The organism is Nostoc sp. UIC 10607 (assembly GCF_047228265.1).
GTDB lineage: Bacteria > Cyanobacteriota > Cyanobacteriia > Cyanobacteriales > Nostocaceae > Nostoc > Nostoc foliaceum_A.
This window is the reverse complement of record NZ_JBIQNW010000002.1, coordinates 140300-164893: the sequence shown is the minus strand read 5'-3', so window position 1 is coordinate 164893 and position 24594 is coordinate 140300. Positions and strand designations below refer to the sequence as shown.

At 41.3% G+C, this 24594-nt stretch carries 19 protein-coding genes; 7 read left to right on the top strand and 12 right to left on the bottom strand.

The window, feature by feature from the left end:
• Positions 1 to 100: 100 nt before the first annotated feature.
• Positions 101 to 2542, bottom strand: a complete 2442-nt coding sequence (locus tag ACEYW6_RS02875) for a dynamin family protein (protein ID WP_412978544.1) — start codon at positions 2540 to 2542, stop codon at positions 101 to 103.
• 630 nt (positions 2543 to 3172) lie between these two features.
• On the opposite strand from ACEYW6_RS02875, the gene ACEYW6_RS02870 reads away from it, so the two are divergent.
• Positions 3173 to 3730, top strand: a complete 558-nt coding sequence (locus ACEYW6_RS02870; protein WP_412978543.1) for an HPP family protein — start codon at positions 3173 to 3175, stop codon at positions 3728 to 3730.
• Positions 3731 to 3880: 150 nt separating this feature from the next.
• Here the strand turns inward: ACEYW6_RS02870 and sppA are convergent, their stop codons facing one another.
• Both sppA and fni read right to left on the bottom strand, forming a co-directional pair.
• Positions 3881 to 5716: a signal peptide peptidase SppA gene (gene sppA / locus ACEYW6_RS02865; protein WP_412978542.1), complete on the bottom strand. Its 1836-nt coding sequence runs from the start codon at positions 5714 to 5716 to the stop codon at positions 3881 to 3883.
• A gap of 89 nt (positions 5717 to 5805) precedes the next feature.
• Positions 5806 to 6855 (bottom strand): type 2 isopentenyl-diphosphate Delta-isomerase, encoded by a 1050-nt coding sequence (gene fni / locus ACEYW6_RS02860; RefSeq protein ID WP_412978541.1) that lies wholly within the window; start codon positions 6853 to 6855, stop codon positions 5806 to 5808.
• Between the two features lie 153 nt (positions 6856 to 7008).
• Between fni and ACEYW6_RS02855 the strand changes: the two genes are divergently transcribed.
• The gene (locus ACEYW6_RS02855) at positions 7009 to 7596 is read left to right on the top strand and encodes a Uma2 family endonuclease (RefSeq protein ID WP_412978540.1); all 588 of its coding nucleotides are present in this window, start codon (positions 7009 to 7011) and stop codon (positions 7594 to 7596) included.
• Positions 7597 to 7650: 54 nt separating this feature from the next.
• Here the strand turns inward: ACEYW6_RS02855 and ACEYW6_RS02850 are convergent, their stop codons facing one another.
• The 4 genes from ACEYW6_RS02850 to ACEYW6_RS02835 all read right to left on the bottom strand — a co-directional run bounded on the left by ACEYW6_RS02850 (position 7651) and on the right by ACEYW6_RS02835 (position 10427).
• The gene (locus tag ACEYW6_RS02850; protein ID WP_412978539.1) at positions 7651 to 8031 is read right to left on the bottom strand and encodes a DUF6632 domain-containing protein; all 381 of its coding nucleotides are present in this window, start codon (positions 8029 to 8031) and stop codon (positions 7651 to 7653) included.
• Between the two features lie 222 nt (positions 8032 to 8253).
• Positions 8254 to 8628, bottom strand: a complete 375-nt coding sequence (locus ACEYW6_RS02845; RefSeq protein ID WP_163929055.1) for a group I truncated hemoglobin — start codon at positions 8626 to 8628, stop codon at positions 8254 to 8256.
• Positions 8629 to 9116: 488 nt separating this feature from the next.
• On the bottom strand, positions 9117 to 9509 hold the full coding sequence (locus ACEYW6_RS02840; protein ID WP_412978538.1) for a hypothetical protein: 393 nt from the start codon (positions 9507 to 9509) through the stop codon (positions 9117 to 9119).
• A 660-nt stretch (positions 9510 to 10169) separates the two neighbouring features.
• A complete protein-coding gene (locus ACEYW6_RS02835) occupies positions 10170 to 10427 on the bottom strand; it encodes a hypothetical protein (RefSeq protein ID WP_412978537.1) in 258 nt (85 codons plus the stop codon).
• A gap of 204 nt (positions 10428 to 10631) precedes the next feature.
• On the opposite strand from ACEYW6_RS02835, the gene ACEYW6_RS02830 reads away from it, so the two are divergent.
• Positions 10632 to 13514, top strand: a complete 2883-nt coding sequence (locus ACEYW6_RS02830; RefSeq protein WP_412978536.1) for a HEAT repeat domain-containing protein — start codon at positions 10632 to 10634, stop codon at positions 13512 to 13514.
• Between the two features lie 101 nt (positions 13515 to 13615).
• Here the strand turns inward: ACEYW6_RS02830 and ACEYW6_RS02825 are convergent, their stop codons facing one another.
• On the bottom strand, positions 13616 to 13819 hold the full coding sequence (locus tag ACEYW6_RS02825) for a hypothetical protein (RefSeq protein ID WP_412978535.1): 204 nt from the start codon (positions 13817 to 13819) through the stop codon (positions 13616 to 13618).
• A gap of 57 nt (positions 13820 to 13876) precedes the next feature.
• On the opposite strand from ACEYW6_RS02825, the gene ACEYW6_RS02820 reads away from it, so the two are divergent.
• A complete protein-coding gene (locus tag ACEYW6_RS02820) occupies positions 13877 to 14527 on the top strand; it encodes a transposase (protein WP_412978534.1) in 651 nt (216 codons plus the stop codon).
• 104 nt (positions 14528 to 14631) lie between these two features.
• Here the strand turns inward: ACEYW6_RS02820 and ACEYW6_RS02815 are convergent, their stop codons facing one another.
• Positions 14632 to 16146 (bottom strand): phenylacetate--CoA ligase family protein, encoded by a 1515-nt coding sequence (locus ACEYW6_RS02815; RefSeq protein WP_412978533.1) that lies wholly within the window; start codon positions 16144 to 16146, stop codon positions 14632 to 14634.
• A gap of 229 nt (positions 16147 to 16375) precedes the next feature.
• On the opposite strand from ACEYW6_RS02815, the gene ACEYW6_RS02810 reads away from it, so the two are divergent.
• Together ACEYW6_RS02810 and ACEYW6_RS02805 are read left to right on the top strand one after the other, a co-directional pair.
• Positions 16376 to 18076: a protein kinase domain-containing protein gene (locus tag ACEYW6_RS02810; protein ID WP_412978532.1), complete on the top strand. Its 1701-nt coding sequence runs from the start codon at positions 16376 to 16378 to the stop codon at positions 18074 to 18076.
• Between the two features lie 50 nt (positions 18077 to 18126).
• Complete coding sequence (locus ACEYW6_RS02805) at positions 18127 to 20313, top strand: protein kinase domain-containing protein (RefSeq protein WP_412978531.1); 2187 nt, start codon at positions 18127 to 18129, stop codon at positions 20311 to 20313.
• 236 nt (positions 20314 to 20549) lie between these two features.
• Here the strand turns inward: ACEYW6_RS02805 and ACEYW6_RS02800 are convergent, their stop codons facing one another.
• The gene (locus ACEYW6_RS02800; protein ID WP_412978530.1) at positions 20550 to 21152 is read right to left on the bottom strand and encodes a hypothetical protein; all 603 of its coding nucleotides are present in this window, start codon (positions 21150 to 21152) and stop codon (positions 20550 to 20552) included.
• A 98-nt stretch (positions 21153 to 21250) separates the two neighbouring features.
• Entirely contained in the window at positions 21251 to 21820 is a 570-nt protein-coding gene (locus ACEYW6_RS02795) for a DUF6658 family protein (RefSeq protein WP_412978529.1), read from the bottom strand.
• Between the two features lie 349 nt (positions 21821 to 22169).
• On the opposite strand from ACEYW6_RS02795, the gene ACEYW6_RS02790 reads away from it, so the two are divergent.
• A complete protein-coding gene (locus ACEYW6_RS02790; protein WP_412978528.1) occupies positions 22170 to 23090 on the top strand; it encodes a lysylphosphatidylglycerol synthase domain-containing protein in 921 nt (306 codons plus the stop codon).
• Here the strand turns inward: ACEYW6_RS02790 and ACEYW6_RS02785 are convergent.
• On the bottom strand, positions 23085 to 24422 hold the full coding sequence (locus ACEYW6_RS02785; protein ID WP_412978527.1) for a hypothetical protein: 1338 nt from the start codon (positions 24420 to 24422) through the stop codon (positions 23085 to 23087). The two genes, ACEYW6_RS02790 and ACEYW6_RS02785, sit on opposite strands and share 6 nt — an antisense overlap.
• Positions 24423 to 24594: the final 172 nt, after the last annotated feature.

The following is a 24594-nucleotide window of genomic DNA, read 5'->3' as shown; positions in this document are numbered from 1 at the left end:
GATTAGGATTCTAAAAAGTTAGATCCCCGACTTCTTTGAGAAGTCGGGGATCTAAACACTGCTAATTTTCACAAATCAAATCGGATTGTCATATGTAAAATTAAACCTCTTGTACCACATCTGAAATCACAAACCCATTATTAGCAAACTTACCATCAGTGTCAAACGAATCACCAATTACAGGCAAAAGATGGTCATATAATTGCATGGACTGCAAACAATTATTAATACTAGAAGCGGCTGAATTATATGCTGCAATATTTTCTTCGACAACATTCAATAATCGCCGATTATTTGCAATTTTTTCTTCAGCTTCTTGTTGCAGCGTTTTCTCTAAATAAGCACGCGCCTGTGGATATTGCTGCAAAATCTCATCTGCTTGCTGATCTGCCATTGGCAATAACTGAGTTTTCAGGGTTTGGTTGATGGTTTGACGGAAAGATTTACGAATAGTTTGAGAAACTTTGGGTTCAAAATCTAATTTCAATAATTGCCTAATTGCTGGTTCTGCTTCCACGATACTTTCAGCGTCATAACCTTGAGAAGTTTGTAATAAAGTTTGGCGAAATTGATATATAGAAAAAGTGCCTTCATCATAAAATCTCGGACTTTCTCGCACGAAGCGATCGCACTCTACGCTAGCTGCACTCACCAATGCTTGAGTAACTTGTTTTTCTATAGTTCTGATCTCTTGTTCAATGCCGCCATCATGATCTAATAAACGATACAACTGGCGATAATATTCGGACTTGCGAATCTTTTCAATTAACCGCTGGAAATAATTTGCAACTACTTGCTGAGAAGATTCAACTAAAATATCTTCTAATTGATTTGCTAAGTAATAAAATGCCTCCACTAAAATAGCAATTAAAGGTGCGGTAGCGTTGCGAGGATGGCTGATAGTTGCACGCCGATAAGCATAAGCTACAGAAAAAGTATCTAGCAATTCATCTAGACGGCGAATCATGCGTGATTGCAATTGCCTAAAATCTGCTTCAAAAGCATCACAAGAATTATTAATTACATGGTTAACTTCTTCTGTGATATGCTCACTAAATTCTCTACCAATTTGCTGGAGTTGCTGATTTAGGTGTTGCACTTCTTGTGCCTTCATCATCTCAATCTCTTGAGGCTGACTATCTAAATTACGTTGTACACTCTGATAATGTTTTTTCAGTTTAATACAAACATCTTCCAAATCATCAGCAAGATTTTTAAATAATTGTGGACGCTTTTCTTGTGTTAAATAGCGAGTAATAGCTGTGCGAAATTCCTCAGTCCCACTATCTTGAATTAGCTGTTCTATAAGTTCATTGCCCGAATCTCCCAAAATCCGCACATAATTTTGATTTGGAGTTTCATAGCCGTTAACAGAGACACGGAATTTAGTAGAAGATAGTTTTCCTGAATTTACGCAGTAGTTGTTAAACGCATAGACAAATTGTGGTGTTTCTTCTTTACCTTCTAAACCTTTAATACTTTCTGCAAAAACAGAATCTAAACCAAATCTATCTCGTTGGCTTGTCTGTTTAATTTGACTACCGTAAAATCCTAATAATCCACTGGTTTTATAAACCTTATTTGAATTGCTAAATTGCCCACTAATTAAGTTATCTAATCGTTGCCGTAGTTCTGTATTATACCAAGTTTCATCGATGCGATTGAAGATATAAAAAACGCGATCGCGTACTCCCCCATTCTCCCGCATTAATTCCAAAAGTTCTGTTTCTTCTTTTGTCATGTCACCCGCCGAAGCAGGTTTTAGCACACATACCACCGCTGAAGTATCAGGATGTTGAATTTTGGCATAAGTTAGCTGTGCATCTTTCTCTACTGGTGCATCGATACCAGGCGTGTCAATAATTACATTGCCATCTTGTAGCAGAGGATGATTACAGTAATATTCTATTCGCTTCAATACTGCACTATTACTACCACGGCGGGCATATCCAGCTGCTTCTTTGAGATTGGAAAAGTTAAATTGTTCCATTGAATATGTAGCATTATTAACCGTGTTGATGCGATCGCTATTTGCTATATATCCCTCTAGCAACAACATTAACGCCTTCGCCTGCTTTGCACGTTCTGATTTACTCTCACCACCCTCTTGCTGAATAATAGTTTCAGAACCTTGACGTAGCAAGTTAATTACCTCAGCTTGGTTAATATTAGTTACTGTTTTAAATCCTAGCTGCTGACACAAATAAACTGCTTGTTCCCGAATTTCTGCTTCACTTAAAAACGTCAAAACAACACGTTCTTTATCTATTTCTGCATACTCGATTTTGCATTCTGTACCTGTAGCGTGTCCCTCTGCACTGTAGAGTAATTCTCTCTCCAATAATGCATTAATTAGCATTGACTTTCCGGCACTAAACGCACCCGCAAACACAATCTCAAACTTGGGAGAAATCGCCTTGCTTAAGGAAGTTTGTACAGGTGTAATATCTTGGGAACGTAGCGTTGGTTCTTGTTGTAAAAGTTGTAATATAGACTCAACTTGCTCTTTCAAATTTTTGCACTGAAGCGGTAAATCTGACATGTTCAGCATCCTGACAATATTTATGTATATGTTAGTTACATTTGTTGTATTGATGGTTCAGTAGTATTTCTGAGATATTTGATGTGATTTAGTTACTGGATAATCACTTAACCCACAAAGATCGTGTCTGCTTAAAAACTTATTAGGCTGACGCGAAGATAAGTCTGATTACGAAGTTGGCGAGGCCAACTCATCCGCCTTGGTGCAGTTAGTGAGCAAGAAGAAATCAAACAAAGAGTAATTTCAACTAAGCTAATCGTCAGTCATTTTACCGAATGATTAGCTTGCAGTAAGGCCTACCCTACGGGAACGCTTCTCTACGAGAGGCTACGCCAACGCGAACAGCCCTACTTTTATGCCAATACGGTTCAGTAAAACGCTACTTGTACAAAATCGTGGGTTTTTGAGACGCGATAAATCGCCGTCTCTACAAGTGTTTTGGTCTTATCTGAAATGTATTGACTTTTATGCAACTTAAATTGACCCGTTTAGCCTGATTTTTAATAAAACAAAAAATCTGTATATTTGAATACTTTTTAGAGGTTTTTTTGGCAAATGTCATGGTATTGTAACTTTAGCAAAGCCTTGCTTAGTCAATTCAGGGAGTCATGATTATCGAGTGGTTCATTCATGATCGACAGTAAAAAAGTTCGGTTGAAATTAAAAAATTATTGGTTTAAAACCTTTGGCAGATGGCGATCCTGTCCGCTAACCTGTCCAATAGACAGACCTCATCATCGACATGTTTTTTGGAGTTGGATCGGTAGTTTCTTAGCCATAACTGCAACGTCTTACCTTGCTGTAAAAACTAATTCTCCTTTGCTGATGGCTCCTTTTGGTGCTACAAGTGTCTTGATCTTTGGTGTGCCTGACAGTCCTTTGGCTCAACCTCGGAATGTCATTGGGGGTAATCTTTTAGCTGCGATCGTGAGTCTGATAATTCTGCATTTTCTCGGTTCTTCTCCCTTGGCAATGGGAATGGCTGTTTCTACTGCGATTGGAATCATGCAGCTTACCGGAACTCTACACCCACCTTCGGGTGCTGTTGCATTAGTCGTCATGATGACGAAACCGGACTGGCAATTTCTACTAACACCTGCCTTTGAGGGATCGATGATTTTAGTGCTATGCGCTGTGATCTTCAATAATTTAGCGGAAGAAAGGACGTATCCAACACACTGGTTATAGCCAGCAGAGCATCCTTAAGCATCGGACAAAGAACAGTAAGTTGATCGCAGTTCAAATGATTTACGGTTGCTTTGGACTTGGACGTTTCCTCAGTATGATAATACCCTTGCGATCGCACTGACAATGCCCTTGCGATCGCAGCATAAAAAGCTACTCAATCTTCAAGTTGAAAGGTAAGCGAGCATAAACCCCCTGTGGATCGTTCATCTTTTGCAGAATCTCTACTTCCTGTTGCAATTTCTGAAATTCAGTGGTGAGGGGATTGGATTGTTTGAGTTGCGTCCCCTCAATTCCTAAAGCAGTCCGCGCCTCTTCAGTTGCACGCCCAAAAAAGCGTTCTCCGAAACTGCTAGTGCGAGGATATTCTTGCACTTCCCAGTCTTCTCCTAGTTTCGCCTCCTTGACAGCATATGCGATCGCAGTATTCAAGCCGCCAATTTCATCAACCAAACCAATTTCCTTGGCCGCCACACCCGACCAAACCCGTCCTTGGGCAATTTCTGCTACTTTTTGTTCTGGGAGTTTCCGACCTTGAGAAACTTTATTCAGAAACATATTATAAATCCGGTTAACACTGCGCTGATAAAGTGCCAACTCTTGGGGCGACTTCGGACGCGAAACTGTTTGACTATCAGCATAGGTTCCGGTTTTAACCGAATCCCAGGTGATGCCATTATCATTCGCCAGCTTTTCGCCATTAAACAACACCCCAAACACACCTATTGAACCTGTAATGGTATTTGGTTCTGCAAAAATACGGTTTGAGTCGCTAGCAATCCAATAACCACCAGAGGCGGCCATGTCACCCATTGACACTACAACTGGTTTCGCCTCACGAGTTAATTTCACTTCTCGCTGCATGACTTCAGATGCGGTAGCGCTACCACCAGGACTATTAATCCGTAGTACAACAGCTTTCACATCCTTATCTTGTCGTAGTCTGTTGAAGATTTTGGCAAAGCGATCGCCTCCTACTTGCCCATCTTCACCTTTACCATCGACAATCTCGCCCTCAGCATAAACTACGGCAATTTGATTTTTTGAGCTACGTTCTACACCCAAAGATTTGCCGGGAACTTGGGCATAGTTATTCAGGCTAATTTGTCGGAATGTTTTGTCTTCTTTATCGCTATCTGTCAACTTTTTGAGGTCAGTTACCACTTCATCAGGGTATTGTACTTGATCAACTAAACCGCTGGTTTTGGCTTGTGCGGCTTCCAGTAGCGCCTGATTATCTGCGATCGCTTGCAACTGGTTAGGTTCAAGTTTCCGACTTGCGCCCACAGTAGTGCGCCACTCTCCCCAAAGATCATCTAACAATTTCTGAGTTTGTTCGCGGTTTTCTGGACTCAACTTTGTGAGGAGAAACGGTTCAACAGCCCCTTTAAATTTCCCCACTCGCACAACTTGGACACCAATGCCATATTTCTGTAATGCTCCCGCCAAGAACATTGGTTGTGAACTCAAACCGTTGACTTCCATCATTCCTAGAGGATTAAGTACAATGGAATCTGCCACTGAACTAACGTAATATTCCTTTTCACTCCAATCACTGCCATAGGCGACAATCTTTTTCCCAGTAGCGCGAAACTCCTCCAGCGCTTTCCGAATTTCTTTCAGGGAGGCATAGCCGACATTACTAGCTTGGCTTGTGCTTGTTGCATCCAGGTAAATCCCGACAATTCGCGGATCGCGTCGCGCTTTTTCCAAAGTTTCCACAACTTTGCGGAGTGATATTCTTTCTTCATCCACACCTGATATTGTGTTTTGAAACAGTTCACCTGAACTAGGTTCGCTATCAGTAATTTTCATCGACAAGTCAAAAACCAGCATTGACTTATCTTTCACATTTGGCCCAGTATCTTTAGAGGAGCTAGCAGCCAATATCAGCAAGAATAGTCCAGTGGTTCCCAGACCACCGAAAATAATTAGTCCTAGTAAGGTGCCAACTAAACTAGCAAAAGTTTGTTTGATAAAATTACGCATTAGTTATTAGTTATTAGTTATTGGGTATTGGGTATTGGGCATTGGTTATAACCAAAGGACTAATGACTAATGACCAATGACCTGTTTACTTATTCTATGCGCTGTAAACTACCAGAGTGCTGTAACTGATACAAGGTGGCGTTGCCAGTGCAGAATAAGACTGTGGTGATTTCGGCAATTAATACTTCAGCCAGTTCAGCAACTGCTGTTTCTGATGTTGCTGCTGCTTGCAAAAAAGGCATTGCTAAACCAGCTATATCTGCTCCCAAAGCGATCGCAGCCGCGACATCCAATCCATGACGCAAACCTCCTGAAGCAATTAAAGGCACATTTGGAGCGATCGCTCTAATAGTTGTAATGCACTCTGCCGTCGGTAAACCCCAATCGGCAAAAGTCTTCCCTAAGCGACGTTGTAAGGGATTTTCTGCCCGTTCACTTTCCACCTTTGCCCAAGAAGTACCCCCCGCACCAGCCACATCAATTGCTGCTACTCCAGCGTCAATGAGTTTGTTAGCGATCGCTGCTGAAATGCCGTTACCAACTTCCTTCGCAATCACTGGCACTGGCATTTTACTGCACAACTCAGATATTTTGTCAATCAAACCCCGAAAATTAGTATCACCTTTGGGTTGAATGCACTCTTGTAGAGGGTTAATGTGTAAAATCAGGGCATCAGCCTCTAGGATATCAACTACGCGCAGACATTCATCTAAACCGTACTTATAGTTAAGTTGCACAGCGCCTAAGTTTGCAAATAGCAGAACATCGGGCGCATACTTGCGGACAGCAAAAGTATCAGCTACCTGAGGTTTTTCTACTGCTACTCGCTGGGAACCGACACCCATTGCAATTTTGTAGCGTTGCGCGACTTGGGCCAAACGTTGGTTAATCATTGCGGCTTGTTCTGTTCCGCCAGTCATGGAAGAAATTAACAAGGGTGCGCCAAGGTGTTTTCCCAGGAAAGTTGTACTGATATCAATATCGTTGTGGTTGAGTTCGGGTAAGCAAGAATGGGTAAAACGATAGCGTTCCAATCCATTGGTGATTTGATGAGACTGAACATCTTCCTCTAAGCAGATCCGAATGTGATCGGCTTTGCGATTTTGAGTTTGTGCAGAGATGTTGGTGGGGGCGTTCACTGGTGGGTATGGCTAAAAGTATTGGCTTGCGATCGCTATTGTTACATTGTCTGCAACCGTATTTTTATAACAAAAATATTTATTTTCCCTATCTTTAGGGTACGTTACGCTATTGATAACATATCCATTCCCTCATTTTATGAGTTAATTAATATGGTTTTACAAACAGAAAAGCGCTACTACACCCCAGAAGAATATTTGGAATTAGAAGAGAAGGCTGAATATAAAAATGAATACAGAGACGGAGAAATTATACCTATGACAGGGGGGACAACTAACCATAATAAGATTGCAGGTAATTTTTATAAAAGGTTTCCCCTGACTGTGCAAGGACAAGATTATGAGATTTACATAGGGGATGTGAAATTATCAATACCTCGTTATCGCCTTTATACTTATCCTGATATTATAGTCATCAAAGGTAAGCCTATTTACGAGGGAACAGGTACAACAATTATTACGAATCCTTTATTAATTGTTGAAGTCTTATCAACTTCAACTAAAAATTATGACAAAACAGATAAGTTTAAATATTATCGTTCAATTCCAGGTTTTCAAGAATATATTATGATTGACCAATATAGTTTTGCTGTGGAACAATTTGCAAAGCAAGCAGAAAGTCAATGGATTTTTAAAGAGTATGAAGGTGAAGATGCAGTTTTAGTATTAGATTCTATCGAATTTCAAATTACCTTGCGTGATATTTACGAGCGAGTTAATTTTGAGTTGATTGAGGAATAAAGCCCCTTCTTACATTCGAAAGGGGGAAAATTCAAATGATTTGTTATGCCGCGCTCATTCATGCACTGACACTACTTCGCGTGACGCTAGGAAACCAAGGACAATTGCCACCAAGATCAATGCTGGAATGTCGCCAACAAGGTGTCCATGTTCCGCAGGGTCAATCACTGCCTGTACAGCCATGATCAGTGCGTGAACAAAACTCGACCAGACGGTGAACCAGATTAAACTGAGATGCGCTTCTGGTTTTCGAGAAGCCCGTAGTAAAAATACACCGAGCGTCCCATAAATGCCGACGATCATCTGTTCGTATTCGTGTTGACCTGGTTGCCATGACCAGCCCGATGGCCAGATATTCATCAACGGATAGATCAGGAGAAAAGCAATTCCAACAACAACAAGGGCGATTGGCAAGTACCGATGCTGCTCATCCATTACTTCAACCTCACACTATTTTTCCAGGGTAGTTTCTACTAATGGAATACCTATTTTTAATAGTATTCTCACTAGTGACACTTCAACTTAGGAGTGTTAGGAATCTTGATGTTTTTTGTGGTTTAAAGCTGATTCAACACTGAATTGTCTGCAAAGCAATGGGCATCATTCACCCTGAATAATGCCTATTTGTTGCTCATTACAGTCTCAGTTCTGACAAGCTTACCGATTTAAGACGTCGTTCCGATGAGCAGTAGAGCCTACAATTTGCACTACCTCGTCAATTAAGGTTTGGGGAACTTCCATCTCAACCAGTGTCGCAACTAAATCTTCTGCGATCGCATTAAAATGACTATCGGTTAAGCCCATCTCAGCCACTAATTCTTTATGCGCTTCTCTCATAGTACGACCATTCCAGTGCTGGGCACCACCAAAAGCATAGATCATAAAGTCTTTTTGATGCTGCTTCTGTTGCTGCATATTTGTATGAGCAAAAAAGTTTTGAACCCGCTTATCCGCTAGAACCTTTTCATAAAACTTTTCTACAGCTATATCAACTGCTGCTGCGCCACCAAGCTTGTCATACAGTGTACTCATTGAAAATTAATTACTCCACAATTGCATTGACTTCAAATTTGATACGAGGCAGATGGGAGAATCTGAAATTTCAAATTATTTAAAAGATTGGAGCATAAACAAATCAGCAATTTATCTGCTTTGATAGCTCACTTCATTAGAACAAGGGCGATGCCTAACTATTAATTATACGGAAAGGTTCCATATAATCTTTTTATTAATTACGACAAATAGAGGATTACAGCCTCTTTCTGTCATATATATATACATAAATTTTTAGCATAACACCCTATGCAACAGCGTCTAAAAAAGCTGCTCGAACAAGTACAAGATGTTATCCGTCTTAACCACCATTCTTAGGAAACAGAAAAAACTTATATTTACTGGATTAGACGCTATATTCTTTTTTATGATAATCACCATCTTCAAGGATGCAATGCCTGCGGCAGGCTACGCCTACGCAAAATATGGGCATCATTCACCCTGTAATGATGCCTACTTGTTGCTCATTAAGCTGTTTGTGTAGCAGCCGCTTTTGAGTCTGTGGTGGATTTTAACCGGGTGATAGTGGCTTTACGAATGCGATCGCTCTTGCGTACTCCGCCTGTCATTTCATATTCCCGGCTGTCTTTGCCATACTTCAACACCACACCACTGACTAAGCGCTCAGAGGTTTCGCGGATAGTCTTTTCAAGGGTTTCTATTTGTTCCTTTGCTGAGTCAATGGCAGTTAGCATCATATTATACTCGTCAATCTGGTTGCGGAGTTGCCCGGTTAACTCGGTTAAATGGTTTAAACTGATCGAATCACCAAAGTCGAGGCTGGAATTAATCGATTTAAATCCGATTACTCTCTGTTCGGTTTTTTCTAGCACGGTAGAGCTTCTTTTTTGGCGTGGCATCAATGCAGACTTTTTACTAAACTTTATCTTTCTAGAGTGTCTCAATGGGACAGTATAGTGGTTCAGTAAAACTTGCAAAATAAGGTGTTTTTTGTAATAAGATTGGATTGCTGGTTCAGTAATTACACGACAATAGGCTCTTGTTCTGAACGAATAAGCTCGTGTTCTGAACGAATAAGCTCGTGTTCTGAACGAATAAGCTTGTGTTTTGAACGAATAGGCTCGTGTTCTGAACGAATAGGCTCGTATTCTGAACGAATAAGCTCGTGTTCTGAACGAATAAGCTCGTGTTCTGAACGAATAAGCTCGTGTTGTGGACGAACAAGAGAGACGCGATAAATCGCCGTCTCTACAAAGCATTAATTTTGATCAAAAAAACCGATGCGAACCGAATTGCACGCAATCGAGAAACGTGTCACAAATAGACCATATTGTAGAGACGCGATTCATCGCGTCTAATTTTGATCAAAAAACCCGATGCAAATCAAATTGCACGCAATCGAGAAACGTGTCACAAATAGACCATATTGTAGAGACGCGATTCATCGCGTCTTAAACCAAGGATGTATTGCAATCATTATTTCATGCAATTAAACCGGATTCCTGTAACAACCAATATAGCCACAGCCCCTCTTTGCAAGCAAAAAGAGGCTGATGATACTATTGATCCTCAGAACGGCGATGTTTGGGTAACAAGCTCTTCTTGGGTTTTTTATTTTGCAAACTGCTAGCTTGTTTCAGTACTGGAATACACTGGTTAATCATCCAGATTAAAACCTCAATTGGTGAGTCTCCTTGCTGAATGCGGTTTTCGGCATTTACGCCAATTAGCATTGTTTGCAGAATTAGCAAGAAAGCGTAGGCGTAGCCCGTCGTAGACATCGCTTTTTGACTTGCGTTTTGAGGCTTGTTTTTCATTTCCTACCACCTGAATGAGTTGTTGAATACAGCATCTCTTTGGGGTAGTGAACGCAATCAAGGCGGATAAAATCTCGTTAGAATCAGGAATACATGGGTTTGGGGTGGTAAATTCAATTAGGGGTAGCCCCAAACTTTTTGGGATTTGTCTTCGACTGTCATGCCAAAAAAGACTTACGGTGATCAGATAAAAGCACGGGTGATTTGGCAGACTTGCAAGGAAAGAGTGTAGAAAATTATCTGTTGCAAGCTTGGCTGAAGAATGCTTTAGAAGTGGTGCGTGTAAAAGAAGAACAGGAAAACGCTTTAGCAGATTTATTCAATAATAATCATGTGTGGTTGTTGTTGGATGCAGCAGATGAAATGTCTTCACCCCAACCATTAACTGAGATTTCTCAGCAGTTGACGGGATGGGTGAAAAATGCGCGGGTTGTGCTGACTTGTCGTGTGAATGTTTGGGAAGCAAACGCCAACGCTTTAGAAAATTTTGAGACGTATCGGTTACTCAATTTTGAATATCCGAAACAAGTGCAAGAGTTTATTGGGCGTTGGTTTCACAACAAGGATGCAGACAAAGGGGAAAGATTACGGAAGGAATTAGATAAAGCTGAACGTCAGCGCATCCAAGATTTAGTTAAAAATCCTTTGCGGTTAGCGCTGTTGTGTAGCACTTGGCAAGGTTCAGATAAAGGTTTACCGGAAACTAAAGCCGGACTTTATCAGCAGTTTGTGGAAGAGGTTTACAAGTGGAAAGAAAACCGCTTCCCTACCACCGAACAGCAGCAAGAGGAATTAAACGCAGCGTTGGGACGTTTGGCAAAACGGGCAATTGATCAAGAAGCGTCACGGTTTCGGCTACGACATAAGTTGGTGCGTGAGGAATTAGGTGATGCAAAACAGCAAAATTCTTTATTTTCGTTAGCGTTAAAGTTGGGATGGCTAAATGAAGTTGGACTGGCTGCGGAATCACCAAAAGAGAAAGTTTACGCTTTTTACCACACCACATTTGAGGAATATTTTGCAGCGTTGGCAGTTGATGATTGGCACGAGTTTCTGAATCATGTTCCCGACAACCCCGCGCTAGGCGTTTATCGTATTTTTGCACCGCAGTGGAAAGAGGTGATTGTGCTGTGGTTGGGACGTGAGGATGTGGGGAGAGAGGAGAAGGAAGAGTTTATTCAGACGTTGGTGGAATTTGATGATGGGTGCGGAGAATGCAGAGCTATTGATAGAGTCAGAAGGGGATTTTATGAGTTTCGCGCTTATTTTCTCGCTGCTGCGGGAGTTGATGAGTGGAAAAATTCTGTCAACGCAGATGCTATTGTGGCGGAAATCGTTCAATGGGACTGTGGTGAGTTTAAAGTCGAACAAAATGAGCGGGTAGAATTTCTCATACCAATCACACAGGGAGCAAACACAGCAATACCTCAGACAAATCGCATAAAAGCGATAGCTGCCTTGGTAGAGTTAATCAACAAACCACAACTGGATGATTCTACCCGATGGCAAGCAGCATTTAGCTTAGGGCAAATTGGCTCTGGCAACCAAAAAGCGATTGATGCTTTGGTGGAGTTAATCGGCAATCCACAACTGGATGATTCTACCCGAAGGCGAGCGGCATCAAGCTTAGGGCAAATTGGCTCTGGTAATCAAAAAGCGATCGCTGCCTTGGTGGAGTTAATCGGTAAACCACAACTGGATGATGATACCCGATTGCAAGCAGCAGAAAGCTTAGAGCAGATTGACCCTGGGAACCAAAAAGCGATCGCTGCCTTAATCGAGTTAATCGGCAAACCACAATTGGATGATTCTACCCGATGGCAATCGGCAAAAAGCTTAGTGGAAATTGGCTCTGGCAACCAAAAAGCGATTGATGCTTTGGTGGAGTTAATTGGCAAATCACAACTGAATTATTTTAGCCAAATAAAAGTGGCAGAAAGCTTAAAGCAAATTAGCTCTGGCAACCAAAAAGCGATTGATGCTTTAGTGGAGTTAATCGGCAAACCACAACTGGATAATTTTAACCGAACCCTAGCGGCATCTAGCTTAAGAGAAATTGGCTCTGGCAACCAAAAAGCGATTGATGCTTTGGTGGAGTTAATCAGCAAACCACAACTGGATGATTCTATCCGAAGGCAAGCGGCAGAAAGCTTAGGGCAAATTGACTCTGGCAACCAAAAAGCGATTGATGCTTTGGTGGAGTTAATCAGAAAACCACAACTGGATGATTCTATCCGAAGGCAAGCGGCAGAAAGCTTAGGGCAAATTGACCCAGCCAACCAAAAAGCGATTGATGCTTTGGTGGAGTCAATTGTAAAACCACAACTGGATGATGATACCCGATGGCAAGCGGCATCTAGCTTAGGGCAAATTGGCTCTGGCAACCAGAAAGCAATTGATGCTTTGGTGGAGTTAATCGGTAAACCACAACTGGATGATTATACCCGATGGCAAGCGGCATCTAGCTTAGGGCAAATTGGCTCTGGCAACCAAAAAGCGATTGATGCTTTGGTGGAATTAATCGGCAAACCACAACTGAATGATTCTATCCGATGGCAAGCGGCAGAAAGCTTAGGGCAAATTGACCCTGGCAATCAAAAAGCAATTGATGCTTTAGTTAAGTTAATTGGCAAACCACAACCGGATGATTTTACCCAATGGCAAACGGCAGAAAGCTTAGGGCAAATTGACCCTGGCAATCAAAAAGCGATTGATGCTTTAGTTGAGTTAATTGGCAAACCACAGCTGGATGATTCTATCCGAAGGCTAGCGGTATCTACCTTAAGGCAAATTGGCTCTGGCAACCAAAAAGCAATTGATGCTTTGGTAGAGTTAATCCGCAAACCACAACTGGATGATTCTACCCGATGGCAAGCGGCATCTAGCTTAGAGAAAATTATGTTAAGGGAACAGATGCTGAGTGTTGTCACTATGTTGAAGGATTATTTATCACCTGAAACTTACAAAAATGACTTTGAGCAATTTGATAATTGCTACAAAGTTATCTGGGAGTGCGCCCAAAGTATGCCCTATAAGGCTTTTTATCAAGCTTGGCATCAACAAGAGAAAGTGAAAGATGGAGAGTAGGAAAGAAAAATACTTCCTCCAGCCAAAACATAAGCGAAATGTAGAAGCAGCAATCCCTTGTAAAGACGCGATTCATCGCATCTCGTAAGCGTCTCGTAAATCTATCGCGTCCAATCTTTCCGCAATCTAGGGAATGCGATCGCACCTAATAAAACAGATATTGTGAACAGAATGGGAATGCGTAGGCGTAGCCCGCCGCAGGCATCGTTTTTGCGATCGCCCCTTGTAGAGACGCGATTTATCGCGTCTTCTTCCTTCCCGTCATTTACATAGCGCCAATAATTCCGAGTTTTTTGGATTGGCAATTACATCAATGCAAAGCAATAATTGCATAAATTTTTGTATCAATCAAAGATGTAATCATGAATCATTCCGATCCTCAACCAGAAAACAACAAACCTAAATACAAAGGTAAATATCGAGTTGACTCAACCCGTTTGCCAGCATGGAGTTATGCCAGCAATGCCGGATATTTCGTTACTATTTGCACCGACGATAAAAAATGCTTTTTTGGTGAGGTTGTGCAGGGTGAAATGCAGCGATCGCCAATTGGAGAAATTGCTCATAAATTGTGGTGTGAGATTCCTAATCATTTTTCTAATTGCCAGATGTATTCATTTTGCGTCATGCCTAATCATATTCATGGGATTTTGGTTATTAATCAAATACGAGAAGAAGACGTGATGAATCCACGAACACAGGAAGAAGACGCGATGAATCCACAAACACAGGAAGAAGACGCGATGAATCGCGTCTCTACAAGGGGGGATATTCAACGGGGTGGGGTTACTGGGTTATTTAATCCTATGTTGTCTAAAAATTCCCTTTCTAAAATTATTAGGTGGTACAAAGGACGATGTACATTTGAAATTAATCAAATATATGAAAGTTTTGGATGGCAAGAAAGGTTTCATGACAACATAATTCGTGATGAATTTGCCCTCGATCAAATTAGACAATATATTATCAATAACCCAATCAATTGGGAAAACGATGCCTACGGCGGGGCATAGCCCATCGCGAACAACCACCCCATCCCCCTTTGTAGAGACGCGATTCATCGCGTCTTCTTGCTAATTCATCGCGTCTTTCTGTATTTGATTCATCGCGCCTAGTACTATTTACGCGTATAACGATGCTTCACCCCAATGGGAAAATATTCTGCATCCCCCATAGACGCTAATGTAACCTGTGGTGTTTGATACTCTACCGGAACATAATTAGCAAACTCGCTATTTAGACGTAGCAGTTGTGAAAGAATAGAAGATGCGATCGCAAGTCTTCGATCTTCACTACCCTCTACCCCTGCTCCTAACTCCACAACCACAGATAAAAATCGATTCTTGTCAGCATCTTCCTTCACCTGCAACACGAATTTACCCGTCACCCATTCTTGAATTCCTGGTTGCTCTAATCCCACCGTTACATTTTCGGGATAGATATTTGCGCCAAAGTAGGAAACTGTAAAGTTAGAACGACCGAAGACATAAACGAAAGGTAGCTGATGAATACCTCTAGATGATTCTTGAGTGTCAGAACGGAGATTTTCGAGCGGGTTAAATCCCCATTCTGCTAAAAATTGCAGCATGGCATCATAACTAATTATCCCGCCAGTATCTAAAATGTCATAACGCACTAAGGGAATGCCGTTATCTCCCGAAAATAGCAATCCGCCATCTTGAACTTCAAAAAAGCGATTGCAAGGATCGTATTGTACTAGCGTGGGTAAACGCGATTCCCCAAATAAAGCTCTAGCGGCATCGGGATTTTCTGCCAAAAAACGGCGAATGCAGATACTTAACGGTGTTTCATTACCTAAAACTCCCGCATCCGCAGTGCCGTAAAGTGATGCAAAATCATAACAAGGATTTTGTGAACCAACTCTTTCGCCAACTAAACTCCGCCATTCTTCACTAAATACTTCTCCCGCCATAACTAACTTAATCTGATATTGCTGCCACTCCACACCACGGGCGATACCAGTATCAATGACATCTTTTAAAAATGGCGGGTATCCCAATAACACCACTTGTTCAAATGCTGAACCTAATTCTTGGACAACTCGCAAGATTTCTTCTTTATTGTTACCAGGAGTAATTACAGTGATGGGATAACCTTTGCTAGCAAGATAACGACAGCAATTAGTAGTAAACATCCCACCTACCCAAGTGCCCAAAGTGAAACAAATCACAGCTAGGGTACGTCTGGTATCTGCATAGAAACTATCATGAAAAATCTGTTCAAAGCGTGTGGCAATTTGGAGTTCATCTGTGAAAAAACGAGGCCAAAATGTCGGTTTTCCACTGGAACCGGAAGAAGCAGCTATCATGTCGCACGCTTCTAATTGTCCGTTGTGGCACAAGTCAGCTAAGGGATAACGCAGTATATAATTTTGTTTAGCGATCGCTGGGAGTTTCTGAAACTCCTCCAAGGTTTGAATAGTCGCGGGATTAATTTCCCTTTCTGCTAAAAAAGCCTTGTAAGCTGGCACATTAGCCGCCACATCGTGAAATAAACTCAACGCTGCCGAAGTTTGAGTGTTGAGATGCCGTTGCAGTAGCGTTTCTAGGGGGGTAGACAAAAAATCTTCAAATGCTTTAATTACTTGCTGCTGTCTTGATTTGCGGTTCATGACGCTTGTTGTTTATCCTGAAGTAGAACCAACACCGTTAAAATAATTTGTAATTCGTAATTCGTAATTCGTAATGACGCTCTCTACGAGACGCTAGAAGCGTAGCTTGCAACTCTTACAGAGTAAGCGGACTCGCTACCGCTGCGCTAACGTAATTCGTAGGATATCCGAAAATGAGGGTATGCGCGTTGTAGTTACTCAATAAAACCTTAATTTATCCTTCAGCACCATGCAGCTCTATTGCAGTAAACAACACACAAATAATGGTAGTAACCGCTTTTGTACCCATTGTGGTGAGCCATTACCTCTTGGTGTGGGACAGGTTGTGGATAATCGCTATCAAATTATCCGTCATCTAGGGCAGGGCGGCTTTGGACGCACCTATTTGGCTGAGGATATAAGTCAATCCCATCGAACCTGTGTGCTGAAGGAATTTGCACCCCAAGTTCAAGAACATCAAGATTTACAAAAAGCTAAAGAGTTATTTGAGCGAGAAGCCAATGTTCTCAAAAAACTCCAGCATCCACAAATTCCGCGTTTTCACGCCTCGCTACAAGTGAAAATAGGCACTAAAGATTTTTTCTTTCTGGTGCAAGATTATGTGGATGGTGACAATTACTACCAATTATTAGAACAGCGTGAAAATCAAGGAAAAACCTTCAGTGAAGAGGAAATAATCACTTTACTGCAACAAATTTTACCTGTGTTATCCTACATCCACTCACGAGATGTAGTTCACCGTGATATTTCTCCCGACAATTTAATTTGGCGACGTTCTGATAATCTGCCAGTGCTGATTGATTTTGGTGGTGTCAAGCAATTGCCGGCTTCTCAAGGTTTTTGGCGGACTAAGCTGGCTGAAAATAACACTTTGCTAGGTAAAAAAGGCTACGCTCCAGAGGAACAACTACGGCAGGGTAAAGCATTTTTTAGTAGTGATTTATATTCTTTAGCGGTGACATCACTGGTGTTACTCACAGGACAAGAACCGCAAAAATTATACGACAGCTATCAGGGAATTTGGGGTTGGGGAAAGGAAATCCGAGTGAGTCCGCAACTGGAAGCGGTGTTAAAAAAGATGCTGGCTTATAAACCGAGCGATCGCTACCAACGAGCCGAGCAAATCCTCAAAGATTTACCATCGTCAACTGCTAGTAAATCCGCAGGTAATTATATTACCACCAAGATAAAAACTATGGTCGTTGCTCCAGGAAGACAACGCGCCAGCGCTATTGTGAGTAGATTCCAGAACAAAACGCAAGCGATTGCTAAACCAATATCTTTACCTATTTGGATTCGTCCTTTTGTGATGAGTTTAGGGGGGACAGCTTTAGTTGTCTTAACCGGCGCAGGTGCTTGGGCGGTAGTAAATGCGGTGATTCGGAGCGTAACTTCAATTACTATACCTTCAGTTTCATTACCGCAAATTCCCCAGTTTCCAAATCCGATCGGTAAACCAGTCAGCGACAAAGGAAAAAATAGCAACCTCCAGGAAATTATCAGTCGTCGTCAAGAGCTAGAAATTACTGAAGGATTTTTTATACCCTTTGTAGATAATTTATTTTATACAAAAAAACCGGAATTAAAGGGACGTAGCCTCACATCTAAACCTGAAGACGCGGGTTTACGAGATGAATGGTCTGGTATCGCTGATGATTTGTTGGATAAACTAGAACAGGCCAACCTCAGTACAGCAGTTCGTCGCAGATTGGGGAACTATAGTCAAAAAGATTACGATACATGGAGACGACTTGCGCGATCAGGGCAGTTTGGAAACTATACAATTGATCAGCTGACCAAAGACACAAATGAAAAATTTGATCGGTTGTTTCCTGATCAGCAGCGTGGGAAACTGAACCAACAGACTTTTGGTCAAATTTGGTATGCGATCGCAGCTGATCAAGTCAGTAAAGTACAATCTGGCAAGTAACGGGACTGGGCACTGGGGAAGAATAACTAATAACTAATGACTAATAACTAATGACTAAAATATATTGTTCTAAAGGACATGAAAATTCCCCCGGTAGTCGCTTTTGTCTCCAGTGCGGTGAAAAATTGTTGGATACACCCATAAGTTATAGTATCCAACCGGGACTAACTTTAGGCGATCGCTATGTGATTGTACGTCAAATTGGTCAGGGTGGCTTTGGACGCACTTATTTAGCTGAAGATGTCAACCGTTTCCGCGAACTTTGTGTTTTAAAGGAATTTTCCCCCCAAGTTCAAACCGCTTACGTTGTTCAAAAAGCTGAAGAACTGTTTGAGAGAGAAGCAAGTGTTCTTTATAAACTGCAACATCCCCAAATTCCCCGCTTCCGGGAACTGCTTCGCATGAACTTAGGGGGCAAAGAATATCTGTTTTTGGTACAAGATTATGTAGAAGGGGAAACTTACAACTCGTTGTTAGATGCTCGGATAAAGCAAGGTTTGCGCTTTACAGAGGCAGAAGTACGCCAATTGTTGCAGCAAATTTTGCCAGTGTTGGAGTATATCCATTCACTAGGTGTTATTCATCGAGATATTTCTCCCGATAACTTAATGCTTCGCACTGTTGACAAACTGCCAGTGTTGATTGATTTTGGTGGTGTCAAACAAGTAGTAGCAACCGTTGCTTCCCAATATTACCAACCCGGCATAGTTGCATCATCCCCATCACCAACCCTATTGGGTAAGATAGGATTTGCGCCCCCAGAACAGATGCAAACTGGGTTAGTATCTCCCCACAGCGACTTGTATGCAATGGCCGCAACAATGTTGGTTTTACTGACAGGAAAACAACCCCAAGAATTAATTGATACGTACAATCTTACCTGGCAGTGGCAACGGGAAGTTAGCCTGAGTCAAACTTTGGCACAGGTATTAGATAAAATGCTATCTGCTAGACCTAGCGATCGCTATCAATCAGCCCATCAAGTACTCCAAGCCCTTAACCAGCCCCCAGCTAACTTTCCCCCAACTCAATATCCCGCCCCGCCACAACCACAACCCACATCCGCTACCGTTGCCGTCTCTCCACCTCCACCATCCCCCTCATCTCCCTCATATTCCCCATCCCTTCAGCCTACAAGCTGGTGGACACCAACAAAAACCTTCCTAGTAGCGGCTGTACTATTTAGCACAATCGGATTAATTTGGTGGGGAGTCAATAGCAACCGCGATATTGGGGAAGTCGAACCTAATCCTACAGCTAGCCCAATTCCAACCAGTGACCAGCCAACCGATCCTTTAGCGCAATATTCACCAGCCGAACGGCAGCGTAAAGAAAGATTAAGCGATCGCCGTCAACAGTTGGCTATTGACTCTAACTTCTATGTGAACTTGGTGAATCAAGTTTTTTGGGACAGAAATCCTAGTTTACGGGGACGCACTCTCAGTAATGGCCCTGAAGATGAGGGTTTGCGGGCAGAATGGGATAAAACAGCCTCAGAATTGCTAGAAAAACTAGCACCACTGAGTTCCAATACACGCCGACAGTTGGGAACTTACACAACTGCTGAACGCGATCGCTGGAAAGTGGAAGTCAATAAAATTAACGTTGGTAGTCGTTCTTTGTATGATTTAGGAGATGCGGCTTTCTTACGTGTATTCCCTGAGCAGCGGGGTAAAAATTTCCAAGAGCAGCCCATTGGACAAGTTTGGTACGGATTTGTTAGCGATAAACTCAGTGCTATCCTCGCCGGTAGCGCTTTCCAGAAAATTGTCTTTGATCCGGGGGCTACTGGTAAAACAGTCAGCGGTACTCTCCAACCTGGTGGTGGTAAAGTATTCATTGCTGGACTTGCCAAAGAGCAATCTCTAGACTTGAAGCTACAAGCAAATTCCCAAGTTTTGTTATCAGTCTATTCACCCTCTGGCAAAATTCGATTTTTAGAAGATTCTACCCAGCGTAGCTTGTCAACGAAATTACCAGAAAACGGATTTTACGAGTTTGTCGTGGTTTCTACAGCATCAAAAGCAGTAGATTATCAACTCAGCATTACAGCAGAAAATCCCACTCCTGCCCCATCGCCAACACCAACACCAACGCCCACGGAAACACCCACGCCCACAGAAACACCTACCCCAACTCCCATCTCAACGCCCACACCGACACCAACTCCTACACCAACTCCTATAGAAACCGCTACTCCTACACCGACACCAACGCAGGAGACAACGCCGCAGTAGGAAAATACGAAGGTAGAGATTACAGAGTTGCAGGGGAACGTTACCAATCTGTTTTATTCTTAGAGCAGACAAACCACAAACAGAAATAGCGTCTTTAAAATTCGTAATTATTTAACTGAAGAATTGAACCCCACCTAAAACTTATAAAAGCCTGCGTAGGCAGGCTTTTTTTAGGTAGGCCCCAGACTTGAGTCTGTGGGCGCTTTCAGGTTTTGCAAAAGATTGAATGACTAATTTCAATCAACGTCTCTAACTGTTCTCTTTACTGCCTTGCCTGCGTCCTCAGCTGTGCGCTGAACATTTTTACCAGCATCTTCAGCCCCACGCTGAACATTTTTTGTCAAGTCTTCGGCAGCATTTTGGGTATTACCCTTAATATTTTCAATTCCGCGCTGAGTACCCTTAACTACGCCTTCTCGCAATTCATCAGCGGAACTGCCAACATCTTCACCCAGGTTTTTCACTCTTTCACCAAAGGGTGTACCTTGTTTGTAATTTCGGCCATATTGCTCTGGGCTGTCAATTCCCTTCTGCTCAATATTTCTTTGAGCATTTTTTGCCAGCGCATCAGCTCTGTCATTAGCTGCCTTTTCATCTAATCTTCCTCTGGGTTCTACATCACTAAAGTTATTCATTCCACCAGCGGGAGAAGAGAGAGGATAATCTTTTGTAGGATCATATCGTTTGGAATAAGGTGATTGATCCTGAGGCTGTGGTGGCTGTGTTGCTACTCCCGGAGCACCACAAGCTTGTGTCAGGAATAAAAATATTCCTGCTAAAAAAACAGTTAAAACTTTCAAGGGACGAATATTTTTCAGCCAAGTACTTACTTTTTTCATGCTTCTACTCCTTGCATTTTTGTGACTAAGTTAAACTTCAACCAAGATGGCATTTGGAATTAATTTTGTATTCCAAGTATTCAGACAAAATAAGGATTTTATCTGCCTACTGCTGGATTTCTTTGTAATTCAGGTCTAGCACTAGCTTCATCTGCCTTATCTTTCAAAAAGCCAGAAGCTTCTTCAACAGCCTCTTTTACAGTTTCAATCCGATCTTGAACCCGATCTCCAACATTTGGTTCATTCTGAATCAAACCACCGGGTTCAGGCTGACGGAAGTCTTTATCTGTGATGAATGGCAACTCTGCTTCTTTGTTGATTCGACCTGCTGGTGTCTCAGCACCAGGATAGAGTATCTTGGATTCTCTATCTGCTGTAGCAATCAACAATTCCGAACTTGGTTGTAAGCTAGCTTGGTCGCGTCCCTGATTGGCTTTTGGGTTTGCTATTTTCGGATCGGTAGACATTCTATAGTTGGTATACTTGTCTCCACCATTCTTATAAGGATTGTTTGCTCCGCCAGCTTGTACAGCAGGATTTTGTGGATTTGCACCTTGAGCATTTGCCCCACTACAAGCAGTGCTACCTATCAACAAGAGTCCAGCTAAAAAGATAGTTAATATCTGGCGCAATCTTATTTTTTTCAAGAATACTCTCACAGCGTTCACGTAGTCCTCCTTACCAAAATCCAAAATATTAATAAGTTAAGCTTTTGCTGAATCATTGAATTGGTCAGCAAGTTATTGTGCTTGTTTTGGTTCGCTCAGTTTCGATAACCTCTATTAAGGATATGAATAATAAAATGACCTGTACCTCTAGCGCAGGCTACATTTTAATTAGTACATAAATAATATTTTTATCTAACTCTAGAGAGATATAAAATAAAATAATATGCTTTTCGGAAAAAGCACTACATCAACCTGTTTGATACTTGCAAAGCTTTGGATAGGTAGCTGATGTACTGTAATATTTGAGGCATTCAGCCCTTGTTGCTCTAACCGTTAAATTACTAAATTCATGAAGCAATTTTTACGCTGGATAATTTTGGGCGGAACGCTGTTTTTTTTAGCGAAAGCTCTGAAGGATAATTGGATTGAAGTGACTGCTATCCGCATTGATGGGGTAGGATGGGCAATTATAGCGATCGCTACAGGCATCACTTTACTAGCACATACTTGGGCAGGCTGGATTTGGACTTGGATTCTGCAAGAGTTAAATCAACCTATATCATCTTCCCAATTCATCCAGGTTTACCTAAAAACAAACATAGCAAAGTATTTACCAGGTAATATCTGGCATCACTACGGGCGAATTGTAGCCGCCAAAAATGCCAATGTTTCTGCTGGTGCAGCCACCTTAAGCGTTTTGCTAGAACCGCTACTCATGCTAGCGGCTGCTTTAATCATCATTGTCCTATGCAGTAGCCAATTTGCGGCAGCTAACACTACCCTTGTTCAGCAAATATTACAATTGCTGATTTTAGCTGTAATTCTTTGTGCGATTCATCCCTGGTTTTTAAACCCAGTTATTCGCTTTTTGTACAAATTGAAAGCAAAAAAGTCTGTTACCAACACTCAACCAACCGTTCCTTTCAGTCTTAAAAGCTACCCTGTACGACCTTTGTTAGGAGAATTGGGCTTTATGGGATTGCGTGGAACTGGGTTTATATTAACTATGTTCGCCCTGGGTTCGTTGAATGTGAATCAAATTCCTTTGTTATTAGGGGCTTTTAGCTGCGCTTGGTTGTTGGGATTTGTTATTCCGGGTGCGCCTGGTGGGTTAGGTGTGTTTGAAGCGACTGCATATGAACTTTTGCGACACCACTTTCCATCTGCCCTAGTATTTAGTGCGATCGCTCTATATCGCCTCATTAGTATTGTAGCTGAAACTGCGGGTGCTGCTTTCGCTTGGTTAGATGAACGTCTTGCTAAATCATGAATCAGGCGACACTAATTTGTGTCTATCTACCTTCATCTGTGAAAAAACACGATAACCATCAAGATTCAACTGCGGATTACTGTTTTGTTCTTCTTCCATCTTAATCAAGTTATATTCTACGTTTTCTGCATAAATTGCAAATGTAATATTAAAAATTTCGATAAAATTTATTATCCCCTTGCATTCCTCTTCTGGATACTTTTCGTAAAAACGAATCAGATGAGCAATCTTAATCTCTAAATGCTTCCGAGAGTTTTTCGAGATAAAAATAATTTTTAGCAATATAATTACTAATGTTAGAGAATGACCTTGATTAAGTAATAAGATAAATAATGACGAAGGTTCTTTTCCATTTTCTATTGTCAAGCAATCAATTACTCGATTACAAGTTCTCAAGAACAATTCTTTAGTAACAATTTCTTGATTGTAATCTGTTTTCCATAAGGATAATGTATCGGCAAACTTCTGTCTCCAACTCTCTACTGATTCTTGTTTTTCTACAGAAAAAAATAGATATTTTTCGATATTTATTTTAAATTCTTCAAGAGTTTGATTTTGAGTTTGCTTGATAAATATATGGGCAATGTTCTCATGGCTAAACATCCCTCTTTTCAATACAATTGCTTTTATTAAACGCAGAGCATGATCTCCCAAAATACTGGGATTTGTGTAGCGTGTTGTACTTGAGATAGCAGATTGAGAACGAGCAATATACATTGCCAGTTCAAACTTAAATTTGTCTTTTATCTGTTGAGAGAGCTTTCTGGCAGCCTCTTGTTGCTCTTTTGAATTATTCTGGTCAACAGATTGATCAACTAATAGATAAGAAGTGTAGCGATTAGCCCAATGACCTTTAAATGATTCCTCATATTTAGCAGCAAATAATTTTAGTTGTTGGTAGTCTTTGCTGTTTATGAAATTCTCTAGCCAGCTTTTACAAATATTTATCGCTGGAAAATTATTGGTTTTTACTTTCAGGTTTTCACTAGTAAATAAATTAACTAACTCTTGGATATATTTGTCTTTTCGATTGGTTTTCCAAGTATTAATTATTATGTAGATACACCGTTTAAGAGTATTACAGAATTCCTGTTCGTTATCATCTAAAAAAATGCTGTATATTCCAGGTATGGAATAAGAATCTTGTGAATCAAGACCGTCTATAAATAAACCTTTGAATTCCCGTAAAACATCCTCTGGTGGCAATTTTTTGGCAATTTCCACGAAGAAGCTGTAAACCTCATCTTGTGCAATTTGCACATTTAATTGTCTAGAGTTAGACGTAACACAATCGGGATCTTCCTGACTAATTGATAAACTATTAGCGTTCATTCTAGTTATCAGGATAAAAAGGCTTCCTGTTCATATTATTACCAGCTTAACCTTGGTGAACAGTAGTATCAATCTATTCTTCAGAGATTCAGTAATCTTTTTACACAAATTTGATTAACTAAGACTATAAATAAAGTATTAATCACAAGTTGTTTAATACTTTATCAAAAAG

Bases quoted from the DNA above. Each gene is read 5' to 3' on its own strand.
- ACEYW6_RS02875 (WP_412978544.1), bottom strand. From the start codon at position 2,542: ATGTCAGATTTACCGCTTCAGTGCAAAAATTTGAAAGAGCAAGTTGAG.
- ACEYW6_RS02870 (WP_412978543.1), top strand. From the start codon at position 3,173: ATGATCGACAGTAAAAAAGTTCGGTTGAAATTAAAAAATTATTGGTTT.
- sppA (WP_412978542.1), bottom strand. From the start codon at position 5,716: ATGCGTAATTTTATCAAACAAACTTTTGCTAGTTTAGTTGGCACCTTA.
- ACEYW6_RS02855 (WP_412978540.1), top strand. From the start codon at position 7,009: ATGGTTTTACAAACAGAAAAGCGCTACTACACCCCAGAAGAATATTTG.
- ACEYW6_RS02850 (WP_412978539.1), bottom strand. From the start codon at position 8,031: ATGGATGAGCAGCATCGGTACTTGCCAATCGCCCTTGTTGTTGTTGGA.
- ACEYW6_RS02845 (WP_163929055.1), bottom strand. From the start codon at position 8,628: ATGAGTACACTGTATGACAAGCTTGGTGGCGCAGCAGCAGTTGATATA.
- ACEYW6_RS02840 (WP_412978538.1), bottom strand. From the start codon at position 9,509: ATGCCACGCCAAAAAAGAAGCTCTACCGTGCTAGAAAAAACCGAACAG.
- ACEYW6_RS02835 (WP_412978537.1), bottom strand. From the start codon at position 10,427: ATGAAAAACAAGCCTCAAAACGCAAGTCAAAAAGCGATGTCTACGACG.
- ACEYW6_RS02820 (WP_412978534.1), top strand. From the start codon at position 13,877: ATGAATCATTCCGATCCTCAACCAGAAAACAACAAACCTAAATACAAA.
- ACEYW6_RS02815 (WP_412978533.1), bottom strand. From the start codon at position 16,146: ATGAACCGCAAATCAAGACAGCAGCAAGTAATTAAAGCATTTGAAGAT.
- ACEYW6_RS02810 (WP_412978532.1), top strand. From the start codon at position 16,376: ATGCAGCTCTATTGCAGTAAACAACACACAAATAATGGTAGTAACCGC.
- ACEYW6_RS02805 (WP_412978531.1), top strand. From the start codon at position 18,127: ATGACTAAAATATATTGTTCTAAAGGACATGAAAATTCCCCCGGTAGT.
- ACEYW6_RS02800 (WP_412978530.1), bottom strand. From the start codon at position 21,152: ATGAAAAAAGTAAGTACTTGGCTGAAAAATATTCGTCCCTTGAAAGTT.
- ACEYW6_RS02790 (WP_412978528.1), top strand. From the start codon at position 22,170: ATGAAGCAATTTTTACGCTGGATAATTTTGGGCGGAACGCTGTTTTTT.
- ACEYW6_RS02785 (WP_412978527.1), bottom strand. From the start codon at position 24,422: ATGAACGCTAATAGTTTATCAATTAGTCAGGAAGATCCCGATTGTGTT.